Source organism: Bacteroides sp. GD17 (genome assembly GCF_038448625.1).
In the GTDB taxonomy this organism is placed as follows: Bacteria; Bacteroidota; Bacteroidia; order Bacteroidales; family Bacteroidaceae; genus Bacteroides.
Genome location: NZ_JBCEZS010000008.1, coordinates 53,315 through 69,232 on the forward strand (window position 1 = coordinate 53,315; position 15,918 = coordinate 69,232).

13 protein-coding genes are annotated in these 15,918 nt (G+C 45.6%); all 13 read right to left on the bottom strand.

Features of this window, described 5'->3' with window-relative positions; genetic code table 11:
- Positions 1-3: 3 nt before the first annotated feature.
- Entirely contained in the window at positions 4-630 is a 627-nt protein-coding gene (gene rplD, locus AAE250_RS13990; RefSeq protein WP_342289060.1) for a 50S ribosomal protein L4, read from the bottom strand.
- Complete coding sequence (rplC, locus tag AAE250_RS13995; RefSeq protein WP_342289061.1) at positions 630-1,247, bottom strand: 50S ribosomal protein L3; 618 nt, start codon at positions 1,245-1,247, stop codon at positions 630-632. The genes rplD and rplC overlap by 1 nt, the downstream gene beginning before the upstream one ends.
- Before the next feature lie 19 nt (positions 1,248-1,266).
- On the bottom strand, positions 1,267-1,572 hold the full coding sequence (gene rpsJ, locus AAE250_RS14000; protein ID WP_106040861.1) for a 30S ribosomal protein S10: 306 nt from the start codon (positions 1,570-1,572) through the stop codon (positions 1,267-1,269).
- A gap of 86 nt (positions 1,573-1,658) precedes the next feature.
- Entirely contained in the window at positions 1,659-3,776 is a 2,118-nt protein-coding gene (gene fusA / locus AAE250_RS14005; RefSeq protein WP_342289063.1) for an elongation factor G, read from the bottom strand.
- Positions 3,777-3,833: 57 nt separating this feature from the next.
- A complete protein-coding gene (rpsG, locus tag AAE250_RS14010; protein WP_004291247.1) occupies positions 3,834-4,310 on the bottom strand; it encodes a 30S ribosomal protein S7 in 477 nt (158 codons plus the stop codon).
- Between the two features lie 152 nt (positions 4,311-4,462).
- The gene (gene rpsL, locus AAE250_RS14015) at positions 4,463-4,864 is read right to left on the bottom strand and encodes a 30S ribosomal protein S12 (RefSeq protein ID WP_025834060.1); all 402 of its coding nucleotides are present in this window, start codon (positions 4,862-4,864) and stop codon (positions 4,463-4,465) included.
- 117 nt (positions 4,865-4,981) lie between these two features.
- On the bottom strand, positions 4,982-5,293 hold the full coding sequence (locus AAE250_RS14020; RefSeq protein ID WP_342289064.1) for a DUF3467 domain-containing protein: 312 nt from the start codon (positions 5,291-5,293) through the stop codon (positions 4,982-4,984).
- Positions 5,294-5,454: 161 nt separating this feature from the next.
- Positions 5,455-9,750 (bottom strand): DNA-directed RNA polymerase subunit beta', encoded by a 4,296-nt coding sequence (gene rpoC, locus AAE250_RS14025; protein ID WP_342289065.1) that lies wholly within the window; start codon positions 9,748-9,750, stop codon positions 5,455-5,457.
- Between the two features lie 109 nt (positions 9,751-9,859).
- Positions 9,860-13,672 carry a DNA-directed RNA polymerase subunit beta gene (gene rpoB, locus AAE250_RS14030; protein ID WP_342289066.1) on the bottom strand — a complete coding sequence of 1,271 codons (3,813 nt, stop codon included), beginning with the start codon at positions 13,670-13,672 and terminating at the stop codon, positions 9,860-9,862.
- Between the two features lie 104 nt (positions 13,673-13,776).
- Positions 13,777-14,151: a 50S ribosomal protein L7/L12 gene (gene rplL / locus AAE250_RS14035; RefSeq protein ID WP_342289067.1), complete on the bottom strand. Its 375-nt coding sequence runs from the start codon at positions 14,149-14,151 to the stop codon at positions 13,777-13,779.
- A gap of 59 nt (positions 14,152-14,210) precedes the next feature.
- Complete coding sequence (gene rplJ / locus AAE250_RS14040; RefSeq protein WP_342289068.1) at positions 14,211-14,732, bottom strand: 50S ribosomal protein L10; 522 nt, start codon at positions 14,730-14,732, stop codon at positions 14,211-14,213.
- A 15-nt stretch (positions 14,733-14,747) separates the two neighbouring features.
- A complete protein-coding gene (gene rplA / locus AAE250_RS14045; RefSeq protein WP_342289069.1) occupies positions 14,748-15,446 on the bottom strand; it encodes a 50S ribosomal protein L1 in 699 nt (232 codons plus the stop codon).
- A 15-nt stretch (positions 15,447-15,461) separates the two neighbouring features.
- Positions 15,462-15,905, bottom strand: a complete 444-nt coding sequence (rplK, locus tag AAE250_RS14050; protein WP_300700064.1) for a 50S ribosomal protein L11 — start codon at positions 15,903-15,905, stop codon at positions 15,462-15,464.
- Between the last annotated feature and the right edge of the window lie 13 nt (positions 15,906-15,918).

Here is a 15,918-nt window from a genome sequence, read left to right on the forward strand (position 1 = left end):
TTTTTACATTAAGATATTGTCGATAGCAGAAAGTGCACTCTCAGCAAACACAACAACCCCAGCGTCCAATACTCTGTAAGTATTTAACCCTGAGATAGTCTGCACGTTAGCACCCTTCACGTTACGAGCCGACAAATATACGTTTTTATTTGCTTCTGGTAAAATCATAAGCAGCTTTTTGTCAGAAACTTTAAGATTTTTTGTCATTGCAACAAAATCTTTAGTTTTCGGAGCTTCAAAAGAGAAGTCTTCTATAACTACGATTGCATTATTCTGAGCCTTGTATGACAAAGCCGACTTACGAGCCAAAGCCTTAACTTTCTTATTTAATTTGAAGTAGTAATCTCTCGGTTTCGGACCGAATACGCGAGCACCACCAACAAGTACCGGTGAATTCATGTCACCACGACGTGCACCACCGCCACCTTTCTGACGACCGATTTTACGAGTAGAACCACTGATTTCGCTTCTTTCTTTCGATTTGTGTGTACCCTGACGCTGATTAGCCATAAACTGTTTAACGTCCAAGTAGATAGCGTGGTCATTGGGCTCAATTCCGAAGATAGATTCGTTTAACGTAACCTTTCTCCCAGTGTCTTCACCTTTAATGTTATATACGTTAACTTCCATTATTTCTCAATTATTACGATTGAACCTTTGCAACCTGGAACAGAACCCTTAATCAAAAGAAGGTTATGTTCTGCAATTACTTTTAATACCTGCAGGTTTTGAACAGTTACTCTGTCACCACCAAGCTGTCCACCCATGCGCATTCCTTTGAATACTTTTGCAGGGTAAGAACAAGCACCGATAGAACCCGGTTTACGGGCACGGTTGTGCTGACCGTGAGTACTCTGACCTACACCACCGAATCCATGACGCTTTACAACACCTTGGAAACCTTTACCCTTGGAAGTACCAACAACGTCTACGAAAGATGCGTCATTGAACAATTCTACGGTAACAGTGTCACCCAGATTCAACTCCGTCTCAAACTCTTTGAACTCAGCCAAGTGTTTCTTGGGAGTTACTCCAGCTCTCTTAAAGTGGCCCATTAAAGGCTTTGTAGTGTGCTTCTCTTTTTTGTCCTGGAAGCCCAGCTGAACAGCTGCATAGCCGTCATTTTCTACAGTTTTCACTTGAGTAACAACACAAGGACCTGCTTCGATAACAGTGCATGGTACATTCTTACCCTCGGCACTGAAAACGGATGTCATTCCGATTTTTTTTCCTAATAATCCTGGCATTTCACTTAATTTTTAATACTTACACTTTGATTTCTACTTCCACACCACTCGGCAACTCCAACTTCATCAGAGCATCTACTGTCTTAGCCGTTGAGCTATAGATGTCGATCAATCTCTTATAAGAAGAGAGTTCGAATTGTTCACGCGACTTCTTATTAACGAAAGTCGAACGATTCACGGTAAAGATACGCTTGTGCGTAGGGAGAGGAATAGGACCACTAACGATAGCGCCTGTCGTCTTCACCGTTTTTACGATCTTCTCAGCTGACTTGTCAACCAAGTTGTGGTCGTAAGATTTCAGTTTGATTCTAATTTTTTGACTCATTACTGTTTTAATTATTAATAGTGTTATATAAGATGAAGTTCCGTAGGCTAAGAGTCATTCGCTAGCCTACGGACTTCAAGTATTTTTTAGAGTAAATCAGCACGTCCCTTTACTTCTTCCAATACAGCTTTCGCAATGGAATTAGAAACCTGAGCGTGATGATCATAAGTCATGGTTGAAGTAGCACGACCTGAAGTGATGGTACGCAAAGCGGTCACATAACCAAACATTTCTGCCAGTGGCACCATAGCCTTTACGATACGGGCACCAGAACGGCTGGACTCCATACCTTCTACCTGGCCACGACGTTTGTTCAAGTCACCGATAACATCACCCATATTTTCTTCCGGAGTTACAACTTCCAGCTTCATGATAGGCTCCATCAAAACCGGACCTGCCTTAGCACAAGCATTCTTGTAAGCCTGGATAGCACAGATTTCGAAAGACAACTGGTCAGAGTCAACCGGGTGGAATGAACCATCGAGCAGAGTCACCTTCAGTGAATCCAGCGGATAGCCAGCCAACACACCGTTCTTCATAGCAGTTGTGAAACCCTTCTGCACAGATGGGATAAATTCCTTAGGAATGTTACCGCCCTTCACTTCATCTACGAATTGCAGACCGCCCTGTACAAAGTCTTCGTCAACCGGACCGATGTTCACAATGATATCAGCAAACTTACCACGACCACCGGATTGTTTCTTATAAACTTCACGGAGGTTAACAGTCTTCGTAATAGCCTCTTTGTAGTTAACCTGCGGCTTACCTTGGTTACACTCAACCTTAAACTCACGTTTCAGACGGTCGATAATGATATCCAAGTGAAGCTCACCCATACCGGAGATAACTGTCTGACCAGTCTGTTCGTCAGTTTTCACTGTGAACGTCGGGTCTTCTTCAGCCAACTTAGCCAAACCGTTAGACAGCTTATCCATGTCTTTCTGAGTTTTGGGCTCAACTGCGATACCGATTACCGGTTCCGGGAAGTCCATAGATTCCAATACAATCGGAGCTGTTTCATCACACAAAGTATCACCAGTGTGGATGTCCTTAAAGCCAACACCTGCACCAATATCACCGGCACCGATCACTTCAACCGGATTCTGCTTATTTGAGTGCATCTGGAACAGACGGGAAACACGTTCCTTCTTACCAGAGCGGCTATTATAAATATATGAACCAGATTCAATCTTACCAGAATAAACACGGAAGAAAGTCAAACGGCCCACATACGGGTCAGTAGCGATTTTAAATGCAAGAGCAGAAGTCTTTTCGTCTTCATCCGGTTTACGGTCTTCTTCAGCACCCGTATTAGGATTTGTACCGACTACATTTTCCGTATCCAGCGGAGACGGCAGGAATGCACAAACATAGTCAAGCAAGGTCTGCACACCCTTATTCTTAAATGAAGAGCCACACAGCATCGGAACGATCGCCATCTGCACTGTAGCGTTGCGAAGAGCTCTCAACACTTCTTCTTCAGTAATAGTAGAAGGGTCGTCGAAATACTTCTCCATCAAAGCATCATCATACTCAGCTACCTTTTCAAGCATTTTATCTCTCCATTCGTTAGCTTCGTCCATCAGGTTCGCAGGGATCTCTTCTACAGTGTAGTCAGCTCCCATTGTCTCATCGTGCCAGTAGATAGCTTTCATCTTGATAAGGTCTACCAAGCCCTTGAAAGTTTCTTCTGCACCGATAGGAACTACGATCGGGCACGGATTAGCACCCAGCACGTCCTTCATCTGGCGAACAACTTCAAAGAAGTCAGCACCCGAACGGTCCATTTTGTTAACGTAACCGATACGCGGTACGTTGTATTTGTCAGCTTGACGCCATACGGTTTCAGACTGCGGTTCTACACCACCTACTGCACAGTAAGTAGCAACAGCGCCATCCAATATACGCAGTGAACGTTCTACTTCAGCAGTGAAGTCAACGTGTCCCGGAGTATCAATCAAGTTGATTTTATAAGTATCACCTGCATATTGCCAACGGGTAGTAGTAGCAGCAGAAGTGATAGTAATACCACGTTCTTGCTCTTGCTCCATCCAGTCCATCGTAGCGGCACCATCATGTACCTCACCGATTTTGTGGGTCAAACCCGTATAGAACAGGATACGTTCAGAGGTTGTTGTTTTTCCGGCATCGATATGAGCCATGATACCGATATTACGCGTCAAATGTAAATCATGCTTTGCCATTTTCTAATTCCCTTTACTTTAAGTTTTTAATCTATTAATTGGTTATGTCTTATAGTATTAGAATCTGAAATGAGCGAACGCACGGTTAGCTTCTGCCATTCTGTGCATATCTTCTTTACGTTTGTAAGCACCTCCTTGTTCATTGAACGCATCCATGATCTCAGCAGCCAATTTATCAGCCATTGACTTACCGCCACGCTTGCGGGCGAAAATAATCAAATTCTTCATGGAAATTGATTCCTTGCGGTCAGGACGGATTTCGGTAGGAACCTGGAAAGTAGCACCACCCACACGGCGAGATTTCACTTCGACTTGAGGAGTCACATTGTCCAAAGCCTTTTTCCAGATTTCAAGAGCGGATTTCTCTTCATTCTGCATTTTGTTCTTCACTGTTTCCAGAGCAGCGTAGAAGATTTCATAAGAAGTGTTCTTCTTTCCGTCGTACATCAAATGATTCACGAATTTGGAAACTTTTACATCATTAAACACGGGATCCGGCAGGATAACGCGTTTTTTTGGTTTTGCTTTTCTCATTTTCTGAAAGAATAATGTTTTCGTTCTTGGTTGTTTACTCTGTCTTCTTCAACTCTCCCACCGGAGAATTTACTCAACCTTTAGCATTTCCAACAAACTAAAACGTAAGTTATTACTTTTAATTTAACTGTTTTCAGTATTCGGCTGCCCGATTATTTCTTCTTAGCGGGAGCTGCTTGACCTGGTTTCGGACGCTTAGCACCGTATTTGGAACGTCTTTGAGTACGACCTGCAACGCCTGCGGTATCCAATGTACCACGAACGATGTGATAACGTACACCCGGAAGGTCTTTCACACGACCGCCGCGTACCAATACAATAGAGTGTTCCTGCAAGTTGTGACCTTCACCCGGAATATAAGAGTTTACTTCTTTACCGTTGGTCAAACGCACACGAGCTACTTTACGCATAGCTGAATTCGGTTTTTTCGGAGTGGTTGTATACACTCTCACGCAAACGCCACGTCTTTGAGGACAAGAGTCTAAGGCAGGAGATTTACTTTTCTCTACCAGCTCCTCGCGTCCTTTTCTTACTAATTGCTGAATTGTAGGCATTTTAATTGTTTTTAGTTATATATTATTGTTTATATTAATTCAAAACTATACACTTTTGGGCTGCAAAGATACGAATAAGTTTTGAATAATCAATGCACTACAAGTTTTTTTTTAATTTTACGCTTCACCTTTAATGTTGGGCAACGGAGGTAAAGGTTGTTCATCGGGCATACGAATCGGACCGAAAGAGCGTTCATATTTACCGATATTTTCTTCAAGCGCGCGCAGCAAGCGCTTTGCATGTTCGGGTGCCAGCACGATGCGAGATTTTACTCCCGCCTTGGGCATCCCCGGCATCACCCGCACAAAATCCAGAATAAATTCCGAGCTGGAATGTGTAATGATGGCAAGGTTGGCATACGTACCCTCTGCCACTTCTTCTTTCAGTTCAATTTGTAACTGACCGTTGTTGTTTTCTTGATTTTCCATATTTTATTTCTATGATAAGGGAAGACAAATATACTTCTTTCGGTTGAGCCCGCAAAGGACTTCCCCAGAAAAGCATCTCTAAAGGCCTAAGAAAGCAAAAGGGTGAACCGGAAAACCGGGCCACCCTTTCTTATCAAATAACTGATTGTATTAACGTAATGTTATTCGTCTACTTTTTCGTCTACAGCATAGTCGAGCACCGTCTTCTTGTTAGCAAGCATGCGGTCGTACTCTTCCTTGGAGCCTACGATAATCTTATCGAATTCGCGCTGTCCGGTACCGGCAGGAATCAAGTGACCGCAAATTACGTTCTCCTTCATACCCTCCAGACGATCTACCTTACCATTGATAGCAGCTTCGTTGAGCACCTTCGTTGTCTCCTGGAAGGAGGCAGCCGACATGAAGCTCGAAGTTTGCAGAGCAGCACGGGTGATACCCTGAAGAATCTGCGTAGAAGTAGCAGGCACTGCATCGCGCACTTCAACCGGTTTCAAGTCACGACGCTTCAGCATAGAATTCTCATCGCGCAACTTGCGGGCTGTTACAATCTGGCCGGCTTGCATTGTCTGGGAATCTCCAGCATCTACTACCACCTTCTTGCCCCAGATGCGATCGTTCTCTTCCATGAACTCCAACTTGTCCACTACTTGTTGTTCCAGGAAGCGGGTGTCGCCCGGTTCGTCGATTTCGACTTTACGCATCATTTGGCGAACGATAATTTCGAAGTGCTTATCATTAATTTTTACACCTTGCAGACGATAAACGTCCTGAACTTCGTTCACGATATATTCTTGTACAGCCGTAGGACCTTTGATAGCGAGGATATCGGCAGGCGTGGTGGCACCGTCAGACAACGGAGTACCGGCACGCACATAGTCGTTCTCCTGCACCAGGATCTGCTTGGACAGCGGTACGAGGTATTTCTTAACTTCACCGGTCTTGGACGTAACGATGATTTCGCGGTTACCGCGTTTCACCTTACCCATTGTAACCTCACCATCGATTTCGGAAACCACAGCAGGGTTGGACGGGTTGCGTGCCTCGAACAACTCAGTGACACGAGGAAGACCACCCGTGATATCACCCGCTTTACCAACGGCACGCGGAATCTTCACGATTACTTCACCGGCTTTCACCTTCTGACCGTCTTCCACTACCACGTGGCCACCCACCGGCAAGTTGTAAGTACGGATCAGTTCGCCATCTTCGGTCATGATGTGTGCAGTAGGCACCTTCGTCTTATCCTTGGACTCGATGATGATGATTTCGCGCAAACCGGTAGACTCATCAGACTCTACTTTATAGGTAACGTTCTCAATAACACCTTCGAATTCAATCTTACCGGTAGCTTCGGTGATGATAACTGCGTTGAACGGGTCCCAACGAGCAATCATCTTGCCTTTCTCTACCATTTCGCCATCGGCTGCATAAAGCGTAGAACCGTAAGGCACATTATGCGTAGAAAGCACGATACCCGTGTTCACATCCACGAAACGTACTTCGGCCAAACGACCTACTACTACCTTGGCGGGTTCGCCTGCTTCGTCAATCACGTCTACCGTACGGAGTTCTTCAAATTCCAAACGGGCAGGGTTCTTGGCTACGATACTGGCATTGGCAGCGATGTTGGCTGCCGTACCACCGGCGTGGAACGTACGCAGTGTCAACTGTGTACCCGGTTCACCGATAGACTGTGCAGCAATTACGCCGACTGCCTCACCCTTCTGAACCATGCGACTGGAAGCCAGGTTACGTCCGTAACACTTAGCACAAACACCTTTCTTAGATTCGCAGGTCAATACAGAACGGATTTCAACGCTCTCGATCGGAGAATCTTCAATCTGCTGTGCAATATCTTCTGTGATCTCTTCACCACCGGCAACAATCAGTTCACCGGTTGTAGGATGAACGATATCGTGTACAGATACACGGCCGAGGATACGTTCGTACAGCGTAGCAATGGTTTCATCATTGTTCTTCAAAGCTGTACAAACCAGTCCACGGAGCGTACCGCAGTCTTCTTCATTAATAATCACATCGTGTGACACGTCTACAAGACGACGAGTCAGGTATCCGGCATCGGCTGTCTTCAAGGCCGTATCGGCCAAACCCTTACGGGCACCGTGGGTAGAGATAAAGTACTCCAACACGGACAGACCTTCCTTAAAGTTCGAAAGAATCGGGTTTTCAATGATCTGACCGCCTTCGGCACCTGCCTTTTGCGGTTTTGCCATCAAACCACGCATACCGGAAAGCTGACGGATCTGTTCCTTAGAACCACGGGCTCCGGAATCCAACATCATGTATACAGAGTTGAATCCTTGGTCATCGGTAGAAATAGTTTTCATCAAAATATTAGACAACTCGGAGTTTACATGTGTCCAGATATCGATTACCTGGTTATAACGCTCGTTGTTGGTGATGAAACCCATGTTATAGTTGTTGATTACCTGCTCTACTTCGTCGTAACCCTTCTGTACCAATGCTTCCTTCTCTTCGGGGATGATAATATCGCCCAAGTTGAACGACAGACCACCCTTGAAGGCCATCTGGTAACCAAGGTTCTTGATTCCGTCGAGGAAGTCGGCAGCTTTGGCAACACCGCACACTTTGATTACGTGGCTGATGATGTCGCGGAGTGACTTCTTGGAAATAATCGTATTGATGTATCCTGCTTCTGCCGGAACGATCTCGTTCACAATAACACGACCTACTGATGTATCGTGCATCATCTTGTCAACGATATTTCCATGTTCGTCCACGTCTTTCACAACGACGCTGACCGGAGCATGAATATCGACCTTACCTTCATTGTAAGCGATAAGAGCCTCTTCAGGACCGTAGAAGGTCAAGCCTTCGCCCTTAGCACCCTTACGCAGTTTGGTGATGTAGTACAGACCAAGTACCATATCCTGTGCAGGCACTGTGATAGGCGCACCATTGGCAGGGTTCAAAATATTGTGTGACTGGAGCATCAGCATCTGTGCCTCCAGTATAGCTTCGTTACTCAACGGCAAGTGAACAGCCATCTGGTCACCGTCGAAGTCGGCGTTGAATGCCGTACATGCCAACGGGTGGAGCTGGATTGCCTTGCCTTCAATCATCTTAGGCTGGAATGCCTGAATACCAAGACGGTGAAGTGTCGGGGCACGGTTCAACAACACCGGATGACCTTTCATCACGTGCTCCAAGATGTCCCAGATTACGGGTTCCTTGCGGTCTACGATCTTCTTGGCGCTCTTTACCGTCTTCACGATGCCGCGCTCAATAAGCTTACGGATAATGAACGGCTTGTAAAGTTCGGCTGCCATCAGTTTGGGAATACCGCATTCGCCCATCTTCAACTCAGGACCTACAACGATTACGGAACGTGCAGAATAGTCGACACGTTTACCCAGCAAATTCTGACGGAAACGTCCCTGCTTACCCTTCAAACTGTCGGAGAGTGACTTCAACGGACGATTGGCATCGGTCTTCACAGCGCTGGACTTGCGGGAGTTGTCGAACAATGAATCAACGGCTTCCTGCAACATACGCTTCTCATTACGCAAAATCACTTCAGGAGCTTTGATCTCAATCAGTCTCTTCAAGCGGTTGTTACGGATGATGACACGACGGTAGAGGTCGTTCAAGTCGGAAGTGGCGAAACGGCCACCGTCCAGTGGAACCAACGGACGAAGCTCGGGCGGGATAACGGGTACAATACGCACAATCATCCATTCGGGCTTGTTGCGTCCGCGTGATGCACGGAACGATTCTACTACCTGGAGACGCTTCAAGGCTTCGCTCTTGCGCTGCTGTGAAGCATCACTGCCGGCACGGTTACGCAATTCGTAAGACAAAGAGTCGAGATCCAAGCGTGCCAGCAAATCATAGATTGCTTCGGCACCCATCTTGGCAATAAACTTATTAGGATCGGAATCTTCAAGGTACTGGTTGTCGCTCGGCAACTTTTCCAGAAGATCCAGATATTCACCTTCTTCGAGCAGGTCATACTGTGCGACCTCACCGTCCAGCGCACCCGGCTGGATAACGACGTAACGCTCGTAATAGATAATGGCATCGAGTTTCTTGGTAGGCAGACCCAGCAAGTAACCGATCTTGTTGGGAAGTGAACGGAAATACCAAATGTGAGCCACCGGCACAACCAGCTGGATATGTCCCATACGCTCACGACGTACTTTCTTCTCAGTCACTTCCACACCGCAACGGTCGCAGACAATACCTTTGTAACGGATACGTTTGTACTTACCGCAATGGCACTCATAATCCTTGATAGGACCAAAGATGCGCTCGCAGAACAAACCGTCGCGTTCAGGCTTATACGTACGATAGTTGATGGTTTCAGGCTTTAAAACTTCACCACTCGAATTCTCAAGGATTTCTTCAGGAGAAGCCAAACCGATAGAGATCTTCGAGAAATTACTCTTTATCTTGTTATCTTTTCTAAAAGCCATACTTTTATATATAATTGATAATTGACAATTGATAATTGATAATTAGAAAACAGACTGACAAATTGAGAATGAGACAACACATTGTCCATTCTCAATTATCCATTATCCATTATTCAAGATTGATGCTCAAGCCCAAACCTCTCAACTCGTGCAGCAATACATTCAGTGATTCAGGAATACCCGGAGCAGGCATCGGTTCACCCTTCACAATTGCTTCATAAGCCTTGGAACGTCCAACCACGTCATCAGACTTGATTGTCAGGATTTCCTGCAGGATGTGTGCGGCACCGAATGCTTCGAGTGCCCAAACTTCCATTTCTCCGAAACGCTGACCACCGAACTGAGCCTTACCACCCAACGGCTGCTGTGTAATAAGTGAGTACGGACCGATGGAACGTGCGTGCATCTTATCTTCAACCATGTGACCGAGTTTCAACATGTATGTCACACCCACCGTAGCTTGTTGCTCGAATGCGTCACCTGTACCACCATCATAAAGCGTTGTTTTGCCATAACGCGGCAGTCCTGCCTTGTCTGTCCATTCGTTCAGGTCATCCAGCGATGCACCGTCGAAGATAGGAGTCGCAAACTTCACGCCCAACTTCTTCCCGGCACGCCCCAGAACAGCCTCGAATATCTGACCGATGTTCATACGAGAAGGCACACCCAGCGGATTCAATACGATATCTACCGGAGTACCATCGGCAAGGAACGGCATGTCTTCCTGGCGTACAACGCGGGAAACAATACCCTTGTTACCGTGACGACCGGCCATCTTATCACCAACACCGATCTTACGCTTCTTGGCGATATAAACCTTAGCCATCTGGATGATTCCGGCGGGCAACTCGTCACCGATCGTGATCGCAAATTTCTTGCGCTTCAACTCGGCATCAAGTTCCTTGTATTTCTTGATGAAGTTCATCACCAAAGCACGGATCAGACCATTCGTGTGTTCATCCTTCGTCCAGTTACTCAACTGTACGGCGGTGAAGTCCAGGTCACTGAAATCGGAAGCTGAAAACTTGGCACCCTTAGAGATGATGTCAGCACCCATATAGTCCTTCACGCCTTCAGAAGTATAGTTTTCGGTGAGCTTCAACAGTTTGTTTATCAATATTTTCTTCAAGTCGCCTATCTTGGCATCGAACTCGTCGTCAATCTTCGGCAGCAGAGCCTTGTCGGCCAGCTTGGAGCTGCGGGTCTTGATTACGCGAGAGAACAAACGCTTACCGATGACAACACCTTTCAGAGAAGGAGAAGCCTTCAAAGAAGCATCCTTCACATCACCGGCCTTGTCACCAAAGATAGCACGAAGCAACTTCTCTTCGGGAGAGGGATCTGATTCACCCTTCGGAGTAATTTTACCGATAAGGATGTCACCCGGTTCAATGCGGGCACCCACGCGAACGATACCATTCTCGTCAAGGTCTTTCGTTGCTTCTTCACTTACGTTAGGAATATCGGAAGTCAACTCTTCCATACCACGCTTCGTTTCACGAACTTCCAAAGAGTATTCTTCAACGTGTATAGAAGTCAAAAGGTCTTCGCGAACCACGCGTTCGTTCAACACGATAGCATCCTCGTAATTATAACCCTTCCAAGGCATGTATGCCACCAACAGGTTCTTACCCAAAGCGAGTTCTCCGTCCTCGGTAGAATAACCTTCGGTCAAGATTTGACCTGCCGTAACACGCTGACCTGCTTCGCAAATAGGACGAAGGTCGATCGTCATGTTCTGGTTGGTACGACGCCATTTAGGGATGTTATATTCTTTCAGTGCAGGTTCAAAGCTTACAAACTCTTCCTCGTCCGTACGGTCGTACAGAATGCGGATAGTCGTAGCATCTACAAAGTCAACCACACCATCACCCTCGGCAGTAATCTGCGTACGAGAGTCGCGTGCCAACTGACGTTCGATACCTGTACCTACAATCGGAGCTTCACTCTTCAACAAAGGAACTGCCTGGCGCATCATGTTCGATCCCATCAATGCACGGTTGGCATCATCATGTTCCAGGAACGGGATCAAAGAAGCTGCGATGGAGGCGATCTGCTGAGGAGATACGTCCATTAATTCCACCTCATCCGGAGTAACTACCGGGTAGTCGGCATCCTGACGGGCTTTTACTTTATCACGGATGAATGTACCGTCGTCGTTCAGAGGTGCATTACCCTGAGCGATGATTTTGGCTTCTTCTTCTTCGGCTGTGAGGTAAACCAAACCTTCATCAGAAAGGTCAACCTTACCATTTGCTACCTTGCGGTAGGGAGTCTCGATGAAACCGAGTTCGTTGATCTTGGCGAACACACAGAGTGAAGAAATCAAACCGATGTTCGGACCTTCAGGAGTTTCAATCGGACAGAGACGGCCGTAGTGCGTGTAGTGTACGTCACGTACCTCGAAACCGGCACGCTCACGTGACAGACCACCAGGACCCAGGGCCGACATACGGCGTTTGTGAGTAATCTCAGCCAGCGGGTTCGTCTGGTCCATGAATTGCGACAAGGCGTTCGTTCCGAAGAAAGAGTTGATAACGGAAGAAATGGTCTTTGCGTTAATCAAGTCAATCGGAGTGAAGACTTCATTGTCACGAACGTTCATACGCTCACGGATGGTACGCGACATACGTGCCAAACCGATAGCAAATTGATTGGACAACTGCTCGCCTACGGTACGTACACGACGGTTGCTCAAGTGGTCGATATCGTCCACATCTGCTTTCGAGTTAATCAACTCGATGAGGTATTTGATGATCTCGATAATATCTTCCTTGGTGAGGACACGTACATCCATGTCGGTCGTCAGATTCAACTTCTTGTTGATACGGTAACGACCTACATCACCCAAGTCATATCTCTTTTCTGAGAAGAACAGGTTGTTGATAACCTCGCGTGCACTGGCATCATCGGCAGGGTCTGCATTACGCAACTGACGGTAGATGTAAAGCACAGCTTCTTTTTCCGAGTTACTCGGGTCCTTCTGCAGCGTATTATATATAATGGAGTAGTCAGACTGGTTCGGCTCTTCCTTGTGTACAAGGATGTTCTGAACGCCCGACTCTAATATAACGTCAACATGTTCCGGTTCAATCACCGTTTCACGGTCGATAACGACTTCGTTACGCTCGATGGAAACAACTTCACCGGTATCTTCGTCTACAAAATCCTCAATCCATGTTTTCAATACACGTGCGGCCAACTTACGTCCCACAATCTTCTTGAGATTGGTCTTGTTCACCTTCACGTCTTCCGCCAAGTTAAAGATTTCGAGAATATCCTTGTCATTCTCAAAGCCGATAGCTCTCAGCAAAGTGGTAACGGGCAACTTCTTCTTACGGTCAATGTACGCATACATGACGTTGTTGATGTCGGTAGCAAATTCAATCCATGACCCCTTGAACGGGATAATACGGGCTGAATACAATTTGGTACCGTTGGCGTGTACGCTTTGTCCAAAGAATACACCCGGTGAACGGTGAAGCTGGGAAACAACCACACGCTCTGCACCGTTAATGACGAAAGTCGCCTTGTCCGTCATGTAAGGGATAGGTCCCAAGAATACATCCTGGATGACGGTATCAAAATCTTCGTGGTCGGGATCGGTACAATATAACTTCAATTTTGCCTTCAAAGGCACGCTATATGTAAGCCCTCGCTCTATACATTCATCGATGGTATAGCGCGGCGGATCAATATAGTAGTCCAAAAACTCAAGAACAAAATTGTTTCTTGTATCGGCAATGGGGAAGTTTTCAGCAAATACTTTATACAACCCCTCGTTTCTACGTTTCTCGGGTGGGGTATCCAGTTGTAAAAAGTCTTTGAATGACTTCAATTGTACTTCCAGGAAATCCGGATATTCAAGCGGATTCTTAGTCGAAGCAAAATTAACTCTTTGATTTACAGTATTTGAAGACATCTGATAATGGATTTGTAGAACTTAATTTTAAATATATACACAAAAAGGTTAAGAACCCTTTTCGCAAGGGTTCTTAACCGAATTACCTGATTTACAGGCTAATGTTATTTAAGTTCAACTTCAGCTCCAGCTTCTTCCAATGTTTTCTTCAATGATTCTGCTTCGTCTTTAGCCAAACCTTCTTTTACTACGCTAGGAGCACCGTCTACCATGTCCTTAGCTTCCTTCAAGCCAAGACCGCAAGCTTCCTTAACGGCTTTAACTACCTGAAGTTTAGCTGAGCCAGCGCTCTTCAATACTACGTCGAAAGAAGACTTCTCTTCTACAGCAGCAGCACCAGCTGCGGGGCCAGCAGCAACAGCAACAGCTGCAGCAGCAGGTTCAATACCGTATTCTTCTTTCAGGATTGTTGCAAGTTCATTAACTTCTTTTACTGTCAAGTTAACTAATTGTTCTGCAAAAGCTTTCAAATCTGCCATTTTTGTATGATTTTAATTGTTTAAATACTAAATAAATTGATTATAATTTTTTCCGAAAATTACGCTTCGGGACGTTCACCAAGAGTTTTGAGAACTCCGTGGAGGGTGTTACCACCTGATTGCAGAGCAGAAATAACATTCTTGGCCGGTGACTGCAGCAAGGCAATGATATCGGCAATAACTTCATTCTTACTCTTGATACTTACGAGAGCATCCAACTGGTCAGCACCAACATAGAAGCTTTCTTCTGCATACGCAGCTTTCAGTCCGGGAATACCGTTTTTAGACTTGTCCTTGATCAGCTTTGCCGGAGCGTTAGCAACATTGCTAAACATTACGGCTGTGGTGCCTTTCAAAGTGCCATAAAGCGGAGAATAATCCTCTTCCAGGCTCTCCAATGCTTTGTGAAGCAATGTATTCTTTACTACCATCAATTTGATGTCAGACTTGAAACATTCTCTTCTCAACGCGCTTGTTGCAGCAGCGTCCATAGCAGTGGTATCAACCAAATAGAAGTGACCGTATTCCTTCACTGTAGCAGCAAGCTGCTCAATAATCGTACTTTTATCTTCCTTTCTCATTATTACTCCGTTTTATTAGATTTCTTCTACTGTTTTCGGGTCAATCTTGATGCCCGCACTCATCGTGCTAGAAAGATAAATACTCTTAATATATGTACCCTTGGCTGCAGTCGGTTTCAATTTATTCAAAGTAGAGATGAATTCTTTCGCATTGTCGCGAATTTGATCAGCACTAAATGAAACTTTACCGATAGAAGTGTGAACAATACCGCTCTTATCAACTTTAAAGTCAATCTTGCCTTGTTTTACTTCTCTAACAGCTTTAGCAACATCCATAGTTACAGTGCCACTCTTCGGGTTAGGCATCAATCCACGAGGACCGAGCACACGACCGAGTGCACCAATCTTACCCATGATAGACGGCATAGTGATGATTACATCAATATCAGTCCATCCACCTTTGATCTTTTCAATATATTCGTCAAGACCAACATAGTCAGCTCCGGCTTCTTTTGCAGCAGCTTCAGCATCCGGTGTACAAAGCACCAGAACGCGTACAACTTTACCAGTACCGTGAGGAAGTGATACAACACCTCTCACCATCTGGTTAGCCTTACGCGGGTCTACGCCCAAACGTACGTCTATATCCAGAGAAGCGTCAAACTTGGTATAAGAGATTTCTTTTACCAATGTAGCAGCTTCCTTGAGAGAGTATGCTTTCCCTGCTTCAATTTTTTCTGCAGCCAACTTTTGATTTTTTGTCAGTTTACTCATTCTAATTGAAGTTTATTAGTTATTAACCGGGAACTCCCCTTTTACAGCGATACCCATACTACGTGCCGTACCGGCAACCATCTTCATGGCAGCTTCGACAGTGAAACAGTTTAAGTCAACCATCTTGTCCTGAGCAATCGTACGAACCTGTTCCCAAGTAATCTCGGCAACTTTCTTACGGTTAGGCTCAGCAGAACCACTCTTTTGTTTCGTCACTTCCAATAACTGGATAGCCACGGGAGGAGTCTTGATTACAAAATCGAAAGACTTATCTACGTAGTAAGTGATAATCACAGGAAGAATCTTTCCTGCTTTGTCCTGGGTTCTGGCGTTGAATTGCTTGCAAAACTCCATGATATTGATACCCTTGGAACCCAATGCAGGTCCTACTGGGGGTGATGGGTTTGCCGCGCCTCCTTTAATCTGTAATTTGATTAGTCCAGCAACTTCTTTAGCCATTTTCTAATTGATT

Excerpts from the sequence above, each read along its gene's own strand:
- rplD (WP_342289060.1), bottom strand. The coding sequence starts at position 630 with ATGGAAGTTAACGTATATAACATTAAAGGTGAAGACACTGGGAGAAAG.
- rplC (WP_342289061.1), bottom strand. The coding sequence starts at position 1,247 with ATGCCAGGATTATTAGGAAAAAAAATCGGAATGACATCCGTTTTCAGT.
- rpsJ (WP_106040861.1), bottom strand. The coding sequence starts at position 1,572 with ATGAGTCAAAAAATTAGAATCAAACTGAAATCTTACGACCACAACTTG.
- fusA (WP_342289063.1), bottom strand. The coding sequence starts at position 3,776 with ATGGCAAAGCATGATTTACATTTGACGCGTAATATCGGTATCATGGCT.
- rpsG (WP_004291247.1), bottom strand. The coding sequence starts at position 4,310 with ATGAGAAAAGCAAAACCAAAAAAACGCGTTATCCTGCCGGATCCCGTG.
- rpsL (WP_025834060.1), bottom strand. The coding sequence starts at position 4,864 with ATGCCTACAATTCAGCAATTAGTAAGAAAAGGACGCGAGGAGCTGGTA.
- AAE250_RS14020 (WP_342289064.1), bottom strand. The coding sequence starts at position 5,293 with ATGGAAAATCAAGAAAACAACAACGGTCAGTTACAAATTGAACTGAAA.
- rpoC (WP_342289065.1), bottom strand. The coding sequence starts at position 9,750 with ATGGCTTTTAGAAAAGATAACAAGATAAAGAGTAATTTCTCGAAGATC.
- rpoB (WP_342289066.1), bottom strand. The coding sequence starts at position 13,672 with ATGTCTTCAAATACTGTAAATCAAAGAGTTAATTTTGCTTCGACTAAG.
- rplL (WP_342289067.1), bottom strand. The coding sequence starts at position 14,151 with ATGGCAGATTTGAAAGCTTTTGCAGAACAATTAGTTAACTTGACAGTA.
- rplJ (WP_342289068.1), bottom strand. The coding sequence starts at position 14,732 with ATGAGAAAGGAAGATAAAAGTACGATTATTGAGCAGCTTGCTGCTACA.
- rplA (WP_342289069.1), bottom strand. The coding sequence starts at position 15,446 with ATGAGTAAACTGACAAAAAATCAAAAGTTGGCTGCAGAAAAAATTGAA.
- rplK (WP_300700064.1), bottom strand. The coding sequence starts at position 15,905 with ATGGCTAAAGAAGTTGCTGGACTAATCAAATTACAGATTAAAGGAGGC.